Annotated in this window: 16 protein-coding genes and 1 riboswitch; of the genes, 6 read left to right on the plus strand and 10 right to left on the minus strand. The window is 55.8% G+C overall.

Features of this window, described 5'->3' with window-relative positions:
• Window positions 1–384, plus strand: a 384-nt coding sequence (rfbC, locus tag ACN0V1_RS16490) for a dTDP-4-dehydrorhamnose 3,5-epimerase (protein WP_417546042.1), incomplete at its 5' end; no start/stop codon positions are given.
• Here the strand turns inward: rfbC and ACN0V1_RS16495 are convergent.
• From ACN0V1_RS16495 to ACN0V1_RS16525, 7 genes are read right to left on the minus strand one after another with little or no spacing between them, the layout of a single operon-like run.
• Complete coding sequence (locus tag ACN0V1_RS16495) at window positions 381–1,430, minus strand: glycosyltransferase (protein WP_417546043.1); 1,050 nt, start codon at window positions 1,428–1,430, stop codon at window positions 381–383. The genes rfbC and ACN0V1_RS16495 overlap by 4 nt on opposite strands.
• Window positions 1,430–2,506: a glycosyltransferase family 4 protein gene (locus tag ACN0V1_RS16500; protein ID WP_417546044.1), complete on the minus strand. Its 1,077-nt coding sequence runs from the start codon at window positions 2,504–2,506 to the stop codon at window positions 1,430–1,432. The genes ACN0V1_RS16495 and ACN0V1_RS16500 overlap by 1 nt, the downstream gene beginning before the upstream one ends.
• A 3-nt stretch (window positions 2,507–2,509) precedes the next feature.
• Window positions 2,510–3,238 (minus strand): YrbL family protein, encoded by a 729-nt coding sequence (locus tag ACN0V1_RS16505; RefSeq protein WP_417546045.1) that lies wholly within the window; start codon window positions 3,236–3,238, stop codon window positions 2,510–2,512.
• Window positions 3,235–4,275, minus strand: coding sequence for a glycosyltransferase family protein (locus ACN0V1_RS16510; protein WP_417546046.1), 1,041 nt, complete (start codon window positions 4,273–4,275; stop codon window positions 3,235–3,237). Before ACN0V1_RS16510 ends, ACN0V1_RS16505 begins: the two co-directional genes overlap by 4 nt.
• A 59-nt stretch (window positions 4,276–4,334) precedes the next feature.
• Complete coding sequence (locus ACN0V1_RS16515) at window positions 4,335–5,435, minus strand: glycosyltransferase family 4 protein (RefSeq protein WP_417546047.1); 1,101 nt, start codon at window positions 5,433–5,435, stop codon at window positions 4,335–4,337.
• Window positions 5,435–6,367: a mitochondrial fission ELM1 family protein gene (locus ACN0V1_RS16520; protein WP_417546048.1), complete on the minus strand. Its 933-nt coding sequence runs from the start codon at window positions 6,365–6,367 to the stop codon at window positions 5,435–5,437. The genes ACN0V1_RS16515 and ACN0V1_RS16520 overlap by 1 nt, the downstream gene beginning before the upstream one ends.
• A gap of 1 nt (window position 6,368) precedes the next feature.
• Window positions 6,369–7,274, minus strand: coding sequence for a lysophospholipid acyltransferase family protein (locus ACN0V1_RS16525; RefSeq protein ID WP_417546049.1), 906 nt, complete (start codon window positions 7,272–7,274; stop codon window positions 6,369–6,371).
• Between the two features lie 288 nt (window positions 7,275–7,562).
• Between ACN0V1_RS16525 and waaA the strand changes: the two genes are divergently transcribed.
• Window positions 7,563–8,816: a lipid IV(A) 3-deoxy-D-manno-octulosonic acid transferase gene (gene waaA / locus ACN0V1_RS16530; protein WP_417546050.1), complete on the plus strand. Its 1,254-nt coding sequence runs from the start codon at window positions 7,563–7,565 to the stop codon at window positions 8,814–8,816.
• 124 nt (window positions 8,817–8,940) lie between these two features.
• On the opposite strand, the gene ACN0V1_RS16535 is transcribed toward waaA, so the two are convergent.
• Together ACN0V1_RS16535 and lpxL are read right to left on the minus strand one after the other, a co-directional pair.
• The gene (locus ACN0V1_RS16535) at window positions 8,941–10,356 is read right to left on the minus strand and encodes a mannose-1-phosphate guanylyltransferase/mannose-6-phosphate isomerase (protein WP_417546051.1); all 1,416 of its coding nucleotides are present in this window, start codon (window positions 10,354–10,356) and stop codon (window positions 8,941–8,943) included.
• 291 nt (window positions 10,357–10,647) lie between these two features.
• Entirely contained in the window at window positions 10,648–11,595 is a 948-nt protein-coding gene (gene lpxL, locus ACN0V1_RS16540) for an LpxL/LpxP family Kdo(2)-lipid IV(A) lauroyl/palmitoleoyl acyltransferase (protein WP_417546052.1), read from the minus strand.
• A gap of 376 nt (window positions 11,596–11,971) precedes the next feature.
• Here lpxL and ACN0V1_RS16545 point away from each other — a divergent pair, with 376 nt between their 5' ends.
• Complete coding sequence (locus ACN0V1_RS16545) at window positions 11,972–12,211, plus strand: hypothetical protein (protein ID WP_417546125.1); 240 nt, start codon at window positions 11,972–11,974, stop codon at window positions 12,209–12,211.
• Between the two features lie 72 nt (window positions 12,212–12,283).
• On the opposite strand, the gene ACN0V1_RS16550 is transcribed toward ACN0V1_RS16545, so the two are convergent.
• Window positions 12,284–13,666, minus strand: a complete 1,383-nt coding sequence (locus tag ACN0V1_RS16550) for a TolC family outer membrane protein (protein WP_417546053.1) — start codon at window positions 13,664–13,666, stop codon at window positions 12,284–12,286.
• A 206-nt stretch (window positions 13,667–13,872) separates the two neighbouring features.
• Window positions 13,873–13,989, plus strand: a riboswitch (TPP riboswitch).
• Window positions 13,990–14,079: 90 nt separating this feature from the next.
• Between ACN0V1_RS16550 and thiC the strand changes: the two genes are divergently transcribed.
• The 3 genes from thiC (at window position 14,080) to ACN0V1_RS16565 (ending at window position 17,328) form a co-directional block, all read left to right on the plus strand.
• Window positions 14,080–15,957 (plus strand): phosphomethylpyrimidine synthase ThiC, encoded by a 1,878-nt coding sequence (gene thiC, locus ACN0V1_RS16555; RefSeq protein ID WP_417546054.1) that lies wholly within the window; start codon window positions 14,080–14,082, stop codon window positions 15,955–15,957.
• A gap of 268 nt (window positions 15,958–16,225) precedes the next feature.
• Window positions 16,226–16,840 carry an NUDIX domain-containing protein gene (locus tag ACN0V1_RS16560; protein WP_417546055.1) on the plus strand — a complete coding sequence of 205 codons (615 nt, stop codon included), beginning with the start codon at window positions 16,226–16,228 and terminating at the stop codon, window positions 16,838–16,840.
• Between the two features lie 2 nt (window positions 16,841–16,842).
• A complete protein-coding gene (locus ACN0V1_RS16565; RefSeq protein ID WP_417546056.1) occupies window positions 16,843–17,328 on the plus strand; it encodes a DUF1249 domain-containing protein in 486 nt (161 codons plus the stop codon).
• Window positions 17,329–17,427: the final 99 nt, after the last annotated feature.

Raw genomic sequence — 17,427 nt, forward strand, 5'->3', positions numbered from 1 at the left:
AAACACCCTCAGGGTAAGCTGGTGCGGGTAACCCATGGCGAAGTATTTGATGTGGCGGTAGACCTGCGCACCAATTCACCCACCTTTGGCCAGTGGGTAGGGGAATACCTTTCGGAAGACAACAAGCGCATGTTGTGGGTGCCGCCGGGGTTTGCCCACGGCTTTCTGGTAACCAGTGAAACGGCGGATTTTCAGTACAAGTGCACGGATTTCTATGCGCCGGAGTATGAACGTTCTATCCGGTGGGATGACCCGGATATCGCAGTAGATTGGGGGGGCGTGACAGCCGAGCAAGTGTTACTTTCTGAAAAAGACAGGCTGAGCTTAAGGTTTGAGGCAGCTCTACCCGAGCTTAAAGCTTCCATTGTTGGCTTGCCTGTTTAGCCGCTTGAGCGACTTTTTCGGACGGTCGCATAAAGATCCAGATATTGCTGAACAATGACCGATCGGCTGAAGTGCTGCCAGTAGTGTTGGCTGGCATTCTGGACAAGTCGTTGTGACTCCACGGGGTTGTCCAGCAGTTCCCGAATGGCGCTGGCTAGCGCGTCCGCTTCGTCCACGGGGGTGATAATACCGGTGTGGCCAGATTCAATAAGCTCTCCAGGCCCCTGGGAGTCTGTGGCGATAATCGGGCACTCGTGAGCCCAGGACTCCATCACGATGGAGCCTAAACCTTCGTGTCGGGAGGGGCATACAAACAGGTCTGCCGTTTTCATCAAGGTTGTTACATCGTTGCGCCATCCCAGGAAACGAACCCGCTGGTCAAGCCCAAGTTCTGTGCACTGCTGTTTTAGCGCCTGTTCTTCCGGTCCGCTGCCGGCCAACCAGAGGGTGGCCCCTGGCACCTGTTTGAGCGCCTGTAGCAGGATGTCGAAGCCTTTGTTTTTATGCAGTCGTCCGGCCGCGAGAATCAATGGGCTGTCTGCGGGCGTCTCAAAGCTGTCCCGGGGTAGAGGCTTTACCGGCGTCTCGTCGGCAAAGTTGGGTATGTAGAATACCCGTTTTGCCGGCATGCCACCTTGGATAAGATGATCGCAGATGCCATGAGATATGCCAATCCAGTAATCGGCGTGCCGATAGTACTTCAGGTTATAGTAGTGCCCCAGGCGACTTATCAGGGAGTAGTCGCCTGGAGGTGTTGCTATAGATGCGCGGTTCATCCAGGTCATGACGATATCCGGGTGAAACTGCCGCAGGGCGCGACGGAAACGCAGGCCGCCAATGGGGTTAAACTTGCCGCCAAATCGGAAACCATCACTCGCAACACCGGCCGCCTCAAGCGAATCCAGGCGGTGGCGATGAGCGCGAATGAAGGCGTGCTGATCCACCTGGTTAGTGTCCTGAAGGCCCTTGACCAAACGCACAAAGAAATTTTCGGCGCCCCCTTGTTTGGCTCCGGCGAGAACCTGGGCGATGCGAGGCTTATCCATTATAGGCTTCCGGAATGACTGGGTTCTGTGAGATTAGCTTTTTGGTGTTCGTTTACGAGTTTTGTGAAGAGTGCCTTGTACTGAACCATAATCACGTCTTTTGAAAACCGCTCCCTAAAAACATCATAACCATTTTTAGCTAGCTCACTGGCGAGTTCGGGGTTATCCAGCAATCGGTTGACCGCTTGAGCACACCCTGCAGCAGAATCGATTTCGAATAGCAGGCCGTCTTTTTCGTGGGTGATGAGCCACGATGGCCCTTGGCTCGCAGCGGCCACGATGGGAGTATGCGTTGCCCAGGCTTCCAATACAACGTTGCCTAATGGCTCAAAACGTGAGGGAAACACGCAGATATCAGCTAGGTCGAATAACTCCTGAACATCTTTCCTGAGGCCCAGAAATTTTACGCGACTGTTCACTCCGCACTGCTTTGCCAAGTCCTCCAACTCTTCCTGTAGTTGGCCGGTACCAGCAATAAGCAGCGTGGTGTCCGGGATGTCCGGGAGTGCCCTAATGAGCGTGTCATGCGCCTTCTTTTTATGCAATCGTCCAAGAGCCAGCAGTACCCGGTGCCCTTCCGGGATATCCGGTTTTGGCGACGGCATGCTTAGGCGTGATGGCAGTTCGCCACAGTTGCTGATCATGCTGACATAATCAGCAGACCAGCCGTTCTCAATGACATGCCTGACTAGGTCGTGGGTATTCACAATCAAGTGATCACACTTCTGGTAATTTTTAAGGTTATAGTAGCCCCCCAGCCTGCCAACAACGATAGCGTCGGTTGGAGGGCATTTCCGGGAGGCCCGGTTTACCCAAGTGACGATGATATCAGGAGCGAAATCACGAACAATGGATTTGAGCTTCCGGTTATACAGCAGTGGTTTGGCCACTTTCCCCATGGGAAGTGTGAAATAATCAACACCGGCTTTTGTCAGGCGCTGTTCCCTCGGGGGCAACGCCTCAATGACAACCTTTTGGGTGATGGATGGGTCCAGAGCTAACGCAGCAGTAACTTTTTCAAAATAGGTTTCTGCTCCAGCCTGTGATTGGGATAGAAGTATTTGCATTAACCGCATGATTTAATCTTCCTCTCGTGTACTTGGCAGAGGTCCATCGAATGATGTTAGGTCATCCCTGTGGTCGAGAAAGCCGACCCTGCTGGGCATTACTCCCTGACTCCTCTTGTATACAGCTTCTTCGATCTTGTCTTGCAGGTGCCGGATACGCTCATTCACTTTTTGAGTCTTGATGGGACTGGATAGCCAGTGCCAGGGGACAAGGTTGGGAGATCCAAGTCCGTCAATCACAACCAATCGCTTTAAATCGCCGTCAGAGGATTGTTGAGCCATAATGTTATGGATAAGTAATCTGCGGGAGGGAATCTGGTGGCGAACCCAAAAGTTAGATAGAGCCTCGACTGCCTGTTTACAACTCTCGGTGTACCCATGTTCCCAAATGTATTGTTTCAGTGACAGGGAGATCAAGCCCGAATCGTCCCGGATGAGTTCACACTCCAGACCCGGGCCGAGGTCAGTGTCGATAAATCCGTAGCAGTGATAAATATGCTGAAAAGCCTCCGCACCAATTTTTCTGGTGATGTCATCAATTACCCGATACTCCTCAAGATTATCGTCAAAACTCTTAAGGGGTCTCAGGTTTTTTGGAAAGCCTTTTGATTTCCGTAAGTCTTCAAGAGTAAAGTCCGGCCGTCGTACCTTTATGCAGTGCTGGTCATTTTCCGGATGAACAAAGCATAATCGATGTCCGCCTTTGGCGAAGGGCTTCTGATCTGACAGCGTTAGGGTCATTTCTGGCTGCCGTCCAGATTGATGTCTTGTGCCCACACGTAATCGTGAGTGAAGGGCTGCATCAGCGATGCTTCAACAATGTACTGGGCATTGAGGCGGGAGTTGATTTCGGTCTGGAAAAACTCTCTTGCCCGATTCGCCCAGAGCCGGCGCTTGGCGTCGTCGTGGTGGAATTCCCGGATTTTTGCCAGCAGATCTTCCTGGTCGTTGAAGTAAACGATGCTTTCCGGAGGCATGAGCTCATCAAAACGGGGCCCGCTGTGGGTAAATTGCAGGATGCCGTTACCGGCAAGCTGTGCCATGCGGGCCGAGGAATACCAGTAATGGCCTTCCTGGCGGTTCAGGTTCAGGCCCATGCGGGTTCGCGCCAGCGCCCGATCATAATCGCGCCCCCACACCGGAGCTTCACCAAAGCTGCCGTACGTTTTGAAGTTGAGTTCATCACCGAGCTGATCCTTGAGCCATTTGACCCTTTCCAGCCGCTTGGTGAAGTTGGTGCTGTTGCTGCAGAACAGAAGGTCTATATCGAGATCTGTGCGTTCGTCGTTGCGCATGCTCTCGATGGCGGGATCCACCGGGTTGGGCATGTGATAGACCCGCGCGCCGATGTCTTCAAAAATGCCCAGTTCGCGCCGACCGGTGGATACAAATATGGCATCGACCACCGCGGCCCGATGTTTGATCCGTTCCACGTTCTCCGGAACGAACAGTGGATCGTTGTTGCAGTGAGCAAGGGTGACAGACGGGTGCCGTTTGCGGATCTGCGCCAGGGTATCGTTGGTGATAATGTCGCAGTGCCCTGCAATCACCAGATCCGGCTCGACAGCATCAACGGTTTCCAGCAGTTTCCGGTTGGCCTTGTTTTTACCCAGATCACGAATACCCAGTGGTGCTTCGAACGCCGCCACATCCCGATCACTGAAGACCGACACGAAGTGATCGTTTTTGATGAGACCATTGGTCAGCTTCTGTGCCCAGCTTACCCGGGTCTGGCCATAGCGGCGCAGTTGCTGATAGGCAATATGCAGTACTCGCATGTCTGGCACTTCCTCTGAGTTTAAACGCAATATTGTAGCAGCCGGCGGGGCCGGGGTCTTCAGGCGTCCGTCATGGCCTTTCGGTAGACCTCCAGTGTGGCCTGGACCTGGTGCTCAAGTTTGAATTCAGGGTGAACCTGAATGTGCGCTTGCTGGTTCAGCAGTTGGTGTACGCGTTCAGCGAAGGCGGGGAGATCATCCGGCGGCACCAGGCCCGCCGGGAAGCAGGCGGAAAGCGACTCGGCCGCGCCGCCCCGATCAAAAGCGACAACCGGTGTGCCCACGGCGAGCGCTTCGGTCAAGGTGCGACCGAAAGGTTCGGGTTTGCTGGACATGTGGCAGACCACATCGGCCAGGCGATAAAACTCGACAATGTCCGAGCGGTGGCCGGTAAACGTGACGTGTTGTTTCAGGCCAAGCTCCGCGGTTCTGGACTCCAGCTCCGCAAGGTACCCCTCCTTGCTTTTCTCGGCCCCGCCAACGACAACGCCATGGGCTTCGGGATCCCGCTGGATCAGCTCGCTCATCATAGCCAGGAAGGCTTCCTGGCCTTTCCAGCGCGTCAGGCGCCCAGGCATCAGGATCAGTTTTTTGCCCTGTAGCTGTGGATAGTCTCGGTACAGCTGTTGCAGCCAGTGGGGTTCGGGTGGCGCCGGTGAAAACGCCCGAGTATCCACACCGCGCTGAATGATGGTGATGCGTTCGGGGGCCACCTTGTAGTTGCTCAGTATGTACTGCTCGACACACTGGGAAATCGCGATCAGGTGGTGCGGTTTGGCCATGATAGCGCTGTAGGCGTTGACTGAGTACATGCCGTGGAAGGTGCTGACCAGAGCAGGTCGGCTGGCCTCAGGTAAACCGCGCCAGGCGAGCCAGATAATCCAGGCCGGCAGTCTGGAACGAACGTGAATGACATCGGGCCGAAGCTCCTGGAGCAGCCGTCGTACCGGTCGTATCTGGCCAAAGGAGGCGAGCGCCTTGCGGTGAATGGGCATGGTTACGTGGCGGGAACCTTCGGCTTTCAGTTGCTCAACCAGCCGACCGCCGGACGACAGCACGATGGATTCATGGCCCTGGTTGACCAGTTCGCGGGCCAACTCCACGCTGCCACGCTCCACGCCGCCACTGTTCAGCGCCGGCAGAACCTGCAATACCCGCATCAACGAAGCTCCCTGTATTTTGTCATTAGCCAGTCTGCTGCGCGGTCTGCCTCCCAAAGCCGGGGGCTTTGATCAGGACGTGTATTCATCAGGCGCTCCCGGTCCCCCCAGCCTGTTACAAGCACCTCGGTTTTCAGGGATTCCAGACCTTTGACGACGCGGCTGCCGCTACGGGCCGCCAGGTTCAGCAATCCGGTCGGGGTGCCGGCAGTCAGGGCTTCATAAACCATCGAAACGCTGTCCGGTGACACCCAGACGGCCCTGGAGGTGCTCAAGGTTTCGGGCAGCCATTCGGGGCCGGTGTCGCGATGATGGTAAAAGGTCAGGTTTTCCTGCTGGAGGCTTGCCAGCGTGTTGAGCAATGGCGCTGGCGTTCGGCGTGAGGACGTTAGTTTCCAGTGCCACTGGGGGTATTCCTCTGCCAGTGTGTTCACTTGGTGCAGAATGGCATCGCTGTCCCAGTCATAGTGCTCGGAGGGTCCGCCGAGCAAGAGCAATCCGTTGCGTTGTTCTACTGCTTGCGGTTGCGGCGTTATCGCATTAAGTACGCCCCGGGTGATCAGAACGTTCGGTCGCTCGGGTGGGTTATCGTGGGCTGGAATGATGGCCAGATCAGGTTGCGGCAGGGGCAAAACCGGGCGCATGAGTACAACGGTAACTGCGTTATAGCGTTTGCGGCAGGCAAGCAGGAGTCTCTGGGTCTGGCTGCCTGCAGCCACAATAATGTCGGGTGAGGGCTGCTGGATATCGGGCGCCAGCCCGAGCACGGCCTGAATCCAGGAAACCGGGTGCCGCTGTGCATCAATCCAGAGGACATGAACATCGGCTCGGGCTGACAGCCGGTCGCCAAGTCCCCGCAGTTGGTTCTTGTGGCCAGGCTTGTTGTCGGTCAGTAACCAGACGACCGGTGTGCTCGTTGCTACGGTCGCCATGTCAGCGTTTTCCGTTGTGTTTGTAGGGGTTGGGTCGGCCTTCCGGCTGGTGCCGCAGGCGCTTGTATTCCCACTGGTACTGCTCGGGAATACGCCGGACTACCTTTTCGATCGACTGGTTCAGGGCCGTGGCCGCCGCTGTCGGATCTTTGTCGTCCAGGCCGGGCGCGGCTTCGGTGACCACAAGACGAAAACCCTGATGGTGAGGCAGCCTTTCGGCATAGCTTACCAGAGCCTTGGCGCCGGTTTTCTGCAATAGTTTGCTAGCCAGGGTCATGGTGCGGACTTCAATGCCAAAAAACGGTGCGTAGGCGTTGGTTTTGCCTCGGGGGGACTGGTCTGGAAGAATTCCGGCAATGCCGCCTTCCTTCAGGAGGTTCATCAGCCTGGAAAGTCCCTTGCGATCTCCGCGAACCAGCTCACAGCCCAGCCGGCTCCGTACCCGAATCATGTACTCCTCGAATTCCGGGACAGGGGGCGGGCTGTACAGGACGGCCATTTTGTAGCGCGCGGAAAAATACAACCCTGCCAGTTCCCAGTTGCCCAGGTGTGGCGCCACAAGGATCAGGCCTTTGCCGGAAGCCAGCGCTGCGTCCACCAGCTCGATACCTTCCGTCTCTCGAATCAGGCCCAAGCATTTCTCTACTGGCCATTCCCATATCAGGGGAATTTCCAGGGCGGTGATGCCGGTGTGCATCATGGACTTACGCGAGAGTTCACGTTGTTGTTGCACCGACAGTTCAGGGAGGCACAACCTTATGTTGGTTTCTGTGACACTTCGGGAGTTGGTTCCCAGTTTCCATGCCAGTAGTCCCGCCCACATCCCGATACGCTGAGCCAGGCTCAATGACAGGGCGCCGACAGCTCGAAATGGGCTGGTAATCAGGTAATACTTCAAATTGCTCATAATCTTTCGCATCGATCCTCAAAACGTATAATGTCATCTTCGCCCGGGTCTGGTCGGGTGCTTTGCGAATTTCCTGCTCTAATAAGGGCGTTGATGCGGGAGGCATCCTCCAGGCCGTCTACCACCTGGTGTGGAGACAGCCGGAATAATTGGTATTTCCGGGAAACTTGCGGTACTTATTCTTCAAAATCGCAGATCCTACATCGACAAACGGTCTGTTCGCGGGCAAGATGCCCGGCAAAAGAATGACCGCACCATGATAACGCATCGTTTTGCCGGGAGTCCCGCGTGTTGCCGTTCATTTATTCTCAACTTATCAGAATCGCCCTGCCGTTTATCATGATCCGTCTGTGGTGGCGTGGCCGAAATGTCCCCGCCCGCCGCAAAAACTGGCTGCATCGTCTTGGCATTGTGCCGGAAATGTCCGGGCCAGTCATTTGGGTGCACGCCGTGTCCGTGGGTGAAACCATTGCCGCTGCGCCAATGGTAAGACGGTTGTTGGCACGGAATCCTGATGTCGCGATCCTTATGACCGCCATGACAGACACCGGTCTCGCTCAGGCTCGGAAGATGTTTGGTGACAGGGTAGCCTATGCCTACGCCCCATACGACACGCCGGGCGCAATTCGGCGTTTTCTTGATCGCGTCAATCCCCGGATTCTGGTTATCCTCGAAACTGAAATCTGGCCCAATATGATCGGCCAGTGCCGACAACGTAATGTGCCAGTGTTTCTTATTAATGCCCGGTTGTCGGAACGCTCTGCCCGTGGCTACGAGCGGGTGGGAAAACTGCTGGCCCCGATCATGCAGAGCATTACCTGGGTGGCGGCGCAGGCCGAGCGGGATGCCGAACGATTTCGGCGTATTGGTGTTGCAACATCGCACGTTGAGGTTACCGGTAGCGTGAAATTTGATGTCGATATGCCCGAGGATGTCCGTGAGGCCTCCGCAAGCTTGCGACAGCAGTTTGGGCGGCGGCCGGTCTGGATTGCGGGTAGTACGCACAGTGGTGAGGATGTGCAGCTTCTGGAAGCCCAGCGATGCGTACTCGAATGCCACCCTACGGCGTTATTGGTTCTTGTGCCTCGCCATCCGGAGCGCTTTGATTCGGTATCTGAAATGGCGACAAGTAAGGGCTTCAAGGTGGTTCGGCGTTCATCTGGCCAGAATCCGGAAACTGCCCAGGTCTATGTTGGCGATACCATGGGCGAGTTGATGATGCTTTACGGTGCCAGCGATATCGCGTTCGTGGGCGGTTCACTGGTTGCGCGCGGCGGGCACAATCCTCTGGAGCCGGCGGCGTGGGGCATTCCGGTGTTTTCCGGCCCCCATGTGTTCAATTTCGAGACGATTTACGAGCACCTGGAATGTGATCACGGAGCACAAAGGGTCCAGAGCAGTCAGGAGCTGGCGCAGGCGGTCAGCCATCTGATATCGAACCCGAAAGAACGGCTAGCCTTTGGTCAGCGGGCGCAGGTCGTGGTCAGCAAGAACCGTGGGGCTCTTGATAAGGTGGTGGAAGGCATTATCGAGAGGCTGTGATTCCGGCCCTGTCTGTCGCCACGCCTGGGTTTTGGCAGTTCCGGAAGGCAAATAGAGAGGTTGATGTCGGTAACCTCACGAGGTTTTGCGGGCAGCTTCCACATAAACAAGCCGACCAGCTTGGTCATTTTCTACCGTACCGGTCTTCGTATCTGACAATGTCATCCTCTCCAAGATAGGAGCCGGATTGCACTTCGATCAGCTCCAGATCGATAACTCCCGGGTTTTCCAGAGAGTGCACTTGTCCTATTGGAATGTATGTGGACTGATTTTCGGTGACCAGATAGGTTTTTTCGCCGTTGGTCACCCGTGCTGTGCCGCTAACGACAATCCAGTGCTCAGCCCGATGATGATGCATCTGAACAGAAAGCTTTGCTCCGGGTTTTACAGTGATTCGCTTCACCTGGTAGCGCGGACCGCTATCTATAGAGTCGTAGATACCCCAGGGCCGATAGACCTCACGATGATTCATATGCTCGTGCCGGCCATCGCTGCGGATTTGCTCAACCACCGCTTTTATATCCTGAACTTTGTCTTTGTGAGCAACAAGAACGGCATCCTTGGTCTCGATGATGACAAGATCATTGAGACCAATGGTCGCAACGAGGCGGCTGTCTGCGCGAACAAGCGTACTTCGGGTTTGGTGCGCTATGACGTCGCCGCTGAGGCTGTTTCCATCCGGGTCTTTGTCGCTGACATCCCAAAGGGCGGACCAGGATCCGATATCACTCCACCCGGCATCCAGAGAGACAACCGCAGCGTGATCGGTTTTCTCCATAACGGCATAGTCCACGGATTCAGAAGGGCAGTTCGCGAACAGCGCCGAACTCACCCTGATAAAGTGCAAGTCCTCGCTGGTATCCGTCATCGCGGCACGGCAGACAGACAGAATATCAGGGCGGTGTAACTCCAGCTCTGCCAGGTATTGCCGGGCGCCAAACAGGAACATGCCGCTGTTCCAGAGGTACTCTCCAGACGCAAGATAGGTTTTAGCGGTCTCAATATCAGGCTTTTCCACAAAGCCATCAACGGAGTAGCAATCAGCGGCCAGTGCACTGCCGCGATGTATATAGCCGTACCCGGTTTCAGGTTGGTGGGGAACAATTCCGAAGGTGACAAGTTTGCCTTCTTTTGCCAGGGGTACAGCCTTTGCCACGCCTGCCTGGAACACCTGCACATCCTTGATCAGATGATCGGCGGCAAGAACCAGCATCAGCGGGTCATCGCCATCGGCGCTCTCGCACAGTTGCAGTGCCGCCAGCGCAATGGCAGGCGCGGTGTTGCGACCGCAGGGCTCCAGGATGATGCAGCTATCCTCATGGCCGGACTGCCGCATTTGCTCCGCTGCCAGAAAACGGTGCTCCTCATTGCAGATCAGGAGTGGTTTTTGCGCGTCCATTCCGTCAAGCCTGGCCACCGTCGATTGCAGCATCGAGAGCGGGCCGTCTGTCAGTTTAAGAAACTGTTTCGGGTTCAGTTGTCGTGACAGAGGCCACAGTCGCGAGCCGGTACCGCCAGCCATAATGACGGGATGAATCATGAGTTTACTCCGGGCTTGAGTTTGTGAGCGCTTTCCTGAGCATCAGGTTCAAGTGCGGATGTTACCATACGCATTGAGCATCAACATCGCGCTGTCTTGCCGGCGCCCGGGGAAAGCCAGCGATGGATAACCCACTGCGCGGCCCGGTCCGCTTCCCAGAGAGGTTTCTCCTGGCCGGTTTTGCCACCCATTACCGTAGCGTGATCGCTCCAGCGGGCCCAGGCATTTCAGTTGATTCCGATGCCGGGTTTGTTGTCTGTGAGCAACCATATTACGGGTGCTTTTAATGCTTTATATGCCGCCATAAAAACCCGGATCGTCTCTGTCCGGACGCGTTTTGAAACGCCGATGCATCCAAAGGTACTGGTCTGGAGCGCGCCGGATCTCCCGCTCCAGAATCTGATTGATCAAGGTCGCATCCTGCAAGTCATCTCCGCTGGGGAATGGTTCCAGCGGAGGGTGAAAATAAATGTCGTAACCGGGCTTGTCGTCTCGCCGGAAATGGCTGAAAGGAACCACCTTGCATTTACTGCGTGCCACAATGCGTGAAGTTGCTGTTATGGTGCCGGTTGGTATGCCAAAGAAGGGCGCAAATACGATATCTTTGCGCCCATAGTCCTGATCGGCGGCGTACCACACGGTGCGATTATTGCGCAGGCTCCGGAACAAGCCCCTGAGGTCCCGTGCACTGAGAACGGTTTCATACCGGCGCTCCCTTGCCCGTGTCATGATGGCATTCATCAGCGGATTGTTGTGGTCCCGCTGCATTACATCCGCTTCAATGTACTCGGTAATGAGGCTGCCACCGAGATCCAGAGTGCTGTAATGGCCTCCCAACAGCAGAACACCTTTGCCCTCGGCCAGTGCGGTATCGAGGTACTCCTTGCCGTGAACTTCCGTTATGCCGGTAAGCCTTGCAGGGTTTCGGAACCATGCTATGCCCAGCTCGATCAGGCCAATTCCATTGGCAATAAAGGTATTTCGAACCAACGCAGCCTGTTGCGACTGATTGAACTCCGGGAAGCATAGCCGGACGTTTACTTCGGCTATGTGGCGGCGCCTGCCGGCAAAACGCCAAGCCAGAAGGCCGACCCGTTTGCCGAGCCACCACTGAAAACGGATGGGAAGCTGGGCCACACACCACATTACAATAATCCCGGCCCAGGTCGACCACCAGCGAGGGTGGAGGTAGGCGGAGTAGTCAGTGTTGCGTGGCTGCCTGCGGTATTTCTTTTTCACGTGAAACAGATCCCGGGGGTCGGTGGGTTGCTGGGCAGACTATGAGACTATGGTGCCCGGCTGGGTGAGCCGGAAGCAAATCAATAGGCTTTGCGATATGATAGCGCACTGGTTTGCCGGGAGTCCTGCGTGCTTCAATTTATCTATTCACAGCTTATACGGTTGCTGCTTCCATTTATTCTTTTACGTTTGTGGTGGCAAGGCCGGCAGGCCCCGGAGCTGCGCCGTAATTGGCAGCAGCGTCTGGGCTTCGTGCCCCCGATCAGCGCACAGTGGTATGGGTGCATGCTGTGTCGGTTGGCGAAACCATTGCTGCGGGGCCTATGGTGGGGCGCCTGCTCGCTCGCAACGGTCACAACCCGCTGGAGCCAGCAGGTTGGGGAATCCCGGTAATCTCCGGGCCCATGTGTTCAATTTTGAAACCATTTACCAGAGGCTTCTCGACGACGGAGGCGTTACGATGGTCGGAGGTGCCGATGAGCTGTCCCGTTGCCTGCTGCCTCTGTTCAGTGATGCTGGCGAACGCCAGGCCAGTGGCCAACGTGCATTGTCCGTGGTCAATAAAAACAAGGGTGCACTGGACAGAGTGGTTGACGGGATTATTGAAAGGGTTTGATGTATGGCAGAGTGAGGAGTTTGCACTCCCTACTCTGCCTCCACAGGACTTTGCCGGGGCTTAGCGCTTGGCCTAACGAGCAGGGTCGTTCAGAGTTTCCTGATCGTTGGCCAGAGCTTCAATGCCCGGGGCATTGGCGCTAAGCCAGTTGTTCAGATCAATAAGGTCTCTTGGGCTGAGTGTGCCGGCGGCCTGCTTTAACTGAAGCGTGTTGTTCACGTAGTCATAACGGGCGTTAGCGTAGTCTCTCAGCGCCACATAGTAGGCCCGCTCCGCATCCAGTACCTCGACAATGTTCCGGGTCCCCACATCATAGCCTGCACGAGTGGCATCCAGTGCGCTGCGGCGTGAAATAATCGTGCGCTCCAGAGCAGACGCAGTTTCAACGTTATTATTAATGGTCAGGAACAGGCTGCGGGTATTTACCCGCACGTCGCGGCGCACGGTATTCAGCGACTGTTCGGCTACGGTAACCAGAGAGCGCTGCTGACGCACGCCGGCCTGTGTTCCACCGCCAGAGTACAAGGGGACGTTGAGGCTAAGCCCGATAATACCCTGGGTGCTGACGCCGTCACGCTGGATGCTTAGCGAGTTTTGGTCAATGCCGTCAACATCGGATTTGCCGTAAGACGCATTCAGGTCAACGGTCGGATAATGACCCGCTTTGGCGACTTTCAGCCCGGACTCACTGGCGCTCAGATCGTAAATTGCGGACTGAATAGACCAGTTTTGTTCCAGTGCCGTCATTTCCCACGCGGTCGGATCCATTGGCTCAGGCCGTCCCAGAGGGAAGTTCTGACGCAGATTCTCCAGATCCTCCGAATATTCACCGGTCAGCCGGGCCAGTTGTTCCCTGGCAATGTTGGTCTGGTTCTCCGCGGCAATGCGCTGGCTTCTGCTGTCGTCATAGCTGGCGCGGGCTTCATACACTTCTGTAATGGCAATCAGGCCGACATCAAAGCGCTCCTGAGCCTGCTCGTACTGGCGTTGGATCGCAGCCTCGGTAGCCCGGGCGGTTGTTACCGTATCCTGAGCCCGCAAAACGTCAAAATAAGCGGTTGCAACATCCAGGATCAGTTGCTGCTGCGCCAGGTTGTATTGCGCTCGGGCAGATTCTGTCTGGAACTGGCTGGCGTCGTATTGAAACCACGCGTCCGCACGGAACAATGGCTGTGTCAGTTGCACGCCATAGTTAAATTCTCGGTAGCTGCTGTCCTGGCTAGCGCTGGGGCCGTCCGAATCAATATGGCTAGCATCACCATAGGCGTCAATCTGTGGCAGCAGGGCGCTCCGGGTGACATCGCTGGCCGCTTGCTGGGATTCAAACCTGGCCTGAGCTGCAGCAATGCCAGAGTCGTAGGAGAGTGCTTTCTCATAGGTCTCGACCAGGTCCAGGGAAAGAGCGGGATGTGCCGCCAAGAGGCCAACTAGCCCGGAAAACAATCGTTTCTTCATTGTTACTCCTGAGTACATATACGCGTCTGCGCCCTCTCGGGGCGCTTATAAGGGAATGCCGGACCTTTGCGGAAAATATGGGAGCGGCATCAATAGTGACATGAAAAATCGAACCGGCCTGCAAAGACCCATCATTATGGACAATAATTGCTCTCAGCTCTACACTTGCAAATCGCACTCACTTTGAGTGCTATGCATTATAGACTCGCGTCTTGACGGGGTGCTGGCTACCTGATTTGTTTGGGTAGCCGGCTGAGATTGCAGCGCAGAACCCGCGACCTGATCCGGATAATACCGGCGTAGGGATTGAGACCAGACCATCGAAGAGCCAGCGCTGCCTGTGAAATAAAGGCGTAGCAGCTCTCTCCGTCATACGCGACCCGAATACCAAAGCCAAATTCCGGGAGCGAATGATGACAGATCTGCCAACCTACCTCAGTGATTCCGCCCGCGTAGATTCCGCCGCGATACAACCGTTGCCAGGATCGCGCAAAGTATACGTACAGGGTAGCCGTTCCGACCTGCGCGTGCCTATGCGGGAAATTACAGTACAGGATACACCCACGGAATTGGGCGGCGAGAAAAACCCGCCTGTGATGGTGTACGACACATCCGGTCTTTACATGGACCCAGACGCAACCATCGACTTGCGCAAGGGGCTACCGGCTATTCGAGCCGCCTGGATAGCCGAACGCAATGATACCGTGGTGTTGCCAAGCTATACATCGGAGTTCACCCGCCGTCGTATGAAGGATCCGCAGCTTGATCCGCTCAGGTTCATGGATGAGCGTAAGCCTTTACGCGCGCAAGCGGATAAAAACGTCACCCAAATGCATTATGCGCGTCAGGGTATTGTTACGCCGGAAATGGAATTCATCGCGATACGCGAAAACATGAAGCTGCAGGAAGCCCGGGAAAAGGGGCTATTGAAAGATCAGCACCCAGGCCAGTCATTTGGGGCCAGTCTGCCGCCGGAAATTACCCCCGAGTTCGTGCGCGACGAAGTTGCGCGGGGCAGGGCAATTATCCCCGCCAACATTAACCACCCGGAATCTGAGCCGATGATCATCGGCCGCAACTTCCTGGTGAAAATCAACGGCAACATCGGCAACTCTGCGGTTACTTCCTCCATTGAGGAAGAAGTGGAGAAACTCACCTGGGGCATTCGCTGGGGCTCCGACACCATTATGGATCTCTCCACGGGCAAAAACATTCACGAAACCCGCGAATGGCTCATCCGCAACTCACCGGTTCCCATTGGTACAGTGCCTATTTATCAAGCGCTGGAAAAAGTAGGCGGAGTCGCCGAAGATCTGACTTGGGAAATCTTCCGGGACACCCTGATCGAGCAGGCAGAGCAGGGCGTGGACTACTTCACCATCCATGCCGGCGTGCGCTTGCACCACGTGCCCATGACCGCCAAACGCACCACCGGTATCGTCTCCCGCGGCGGCTCCATCATGGCGAAATGGTGCCTGGCTCACCACCAGGAAAGCTTCCTGTACGAGCACTTTGAAGACATCTGCGAAATCATGAAAGCCTACGATGTCTCCTTCAGCCTAGGCGATGGCCTGCGCCCCGGCTCCATAGCCGACGCCAACGACGCCGCCCAGTTCGGCGAGTTGGAAACCCTGGGTGAACTGACCAAGATTGCCTGGAAGCACGATGTACAAGTTATGATAGAAGGCCCCGGCCACGTGCCCATGCACCTGGTGAAAGAGAACATGGATAAACAGCTGGAATGCTGCGATGAAGCACCGTTCTATACCCTCGGTCCACTGGTCACCGACATAGCGCCCGGCTACGACCATATAACCTCTGGTATTGGGGCTGCCATGATCGGCTGGTACGGCTGCGCCATGCTTTGCTACGTCACCCCCAAAGAGCACCTGGGCCTGCCCAACAAAGATGATGTAAAAACCGGCATCATCACCTACAAAATCTCCGCCCACGCAGCCGACCTGGCCAAAGGGCACCCGGGCGCTCAGATACGCGACAACGCCCTCTCCAAAGCCCGGTTCGAATTCCGCTGGGAAGATCAGTTCAACCTCGGCCTGGATCCAGACACCGCTCGCGCCTTCCACGACGAAACCCTACCCAAGGAATCCGCGAAGGTGGCGCACTTCTGCTCTATGTGTGGTCCAAAGTTCTGCTCCATGAAAATCTCCCAGGAAGTCCGCGACTACGCAAAAGAACACGGCTTGGACGAGATCTCAGCGGTGGACGCCGGTATGCAGGAGAAATCCAAGGAATTTATTGACGCTGGCAGTAAGCTCTACGATAAGGTCTGAGTTTCCCGGAAGCTGGCGGCCGGCGTAATAGGAGCTCGCGACTGCCAGCGTATAGCTCATGAGTCTGGGGCGGGGATGGAGAGGGCGTTCCAAAACTGTGCGGAGCCATGGATGGCGGAGCCCAAGCGTCACATGGATGTGCCGCAAGGAGCGTGTTTTGATAAGCCCTCTCGATCCCTGTCTTGCACCCAAGCAAGCACCAAGAAGGCTTGCAATACCCCACAGCCTGAGTCTATCGTTCAAAGTCGATTCCACTGCAGGGTAAACCATGACCGAGCCGTTCCAGTTTAAAGCCAGCGACGTCACCATCGAAAAACGTGAAACCGTTTTCCAAGGCTTTTTTCGCATGGACAAGCTGTGGCTGACACATCCGCGCTTCGATGGCCGGAGTATGCCTCGGTTTACCCGCGAACTCTTTCTTCGCGGCGATGCCACCTGCGTGCTCCCCTACGATCCCGGTCGCGACGAAGTGGTTCTGCTTGAGCAATTTCGCTTGGGCGCAATCGGGCGCGACCAGTCGCCATGGTTGCTGGAACTGGTCGCTGGAATGAACGAAAACGGTGAAAGCAGCGAAGACGTTGCTCAGAGAGAAGGTCAGGAAGAGGCCGGGCTCAGTTTCACCAGGCTCGAAAAAATCTGTGATTATCTTGTTTCACCGGGTGGCACTACTGAGATGGTTTACCTGTACTGCGGCAAAGTCAGCACCGAATCAGCGGGCGGCCTGTATGGGCTCGAAGACGAGCACGAAGACATACGAGCCCACGTAGTTTCCGCCGACGAAGCCATAGACATGATCCGTGACGGTCGCATCAATAACGCTGCCGCAATTATCGCGATACAATGGCTCCAGCTCAACAGGGCCAGACTGCAGGCAGGGTGGTAGTAATGGGTGAGTGGACGATGAAGCCCAAGCGGTATGTGCCTGACCTGCGCCAGCTGGGCGCCTTGTGTGAAGGTAACTACCAGCGCCTTCGCAGGCTACGCCAGCTCAGGGTGGACGATCAGCCAGTGTGTGAAATTGAGCTGCACCGGGAAAGTGAGTACCTGGGCCGCGTTCGGATCCAGGTGCTGCAAACCGCCCGGTATACGGAAACTCTCTTGCTCGAGCAGATCCACAACAGCGGACGTTGGCTCAATAATCCACAGATGACCGTTCGGGTATACCACGATGCTGCCATGGCGGAGGTCATCAGTTGCTATCGTGACACGCAGATTGCGCCTGTTAATGACTATCCCAACCGCTTTATGCACCATCCGGATGAAAAAGTTCAGGTCAACGGATTTCTTGCAGACTGGCTCGAATACTGTCTCAGATTCGGCCACTTGCCGCTCGAGTATGCGGCCTGGTCTGCTGGCGAAAGTGCGGATTGAAACTGGTTCTGGAGACCGGCATTATTGTTAAACACTGCAATATTTTGGACGCGCTGATCCAGAATGTGACGCCGGTTCCAATCAATAGTGATAAATCCC

The organism is Marinobacter sp. (assembly GCF_048266785.1).
Taxonomy (GTDB): domain Bacteria; phylum Pseudomonadota; class Gammaproteobacteria; order Pseudomonadales; family Oleiphilaceae; genus Marinobacter.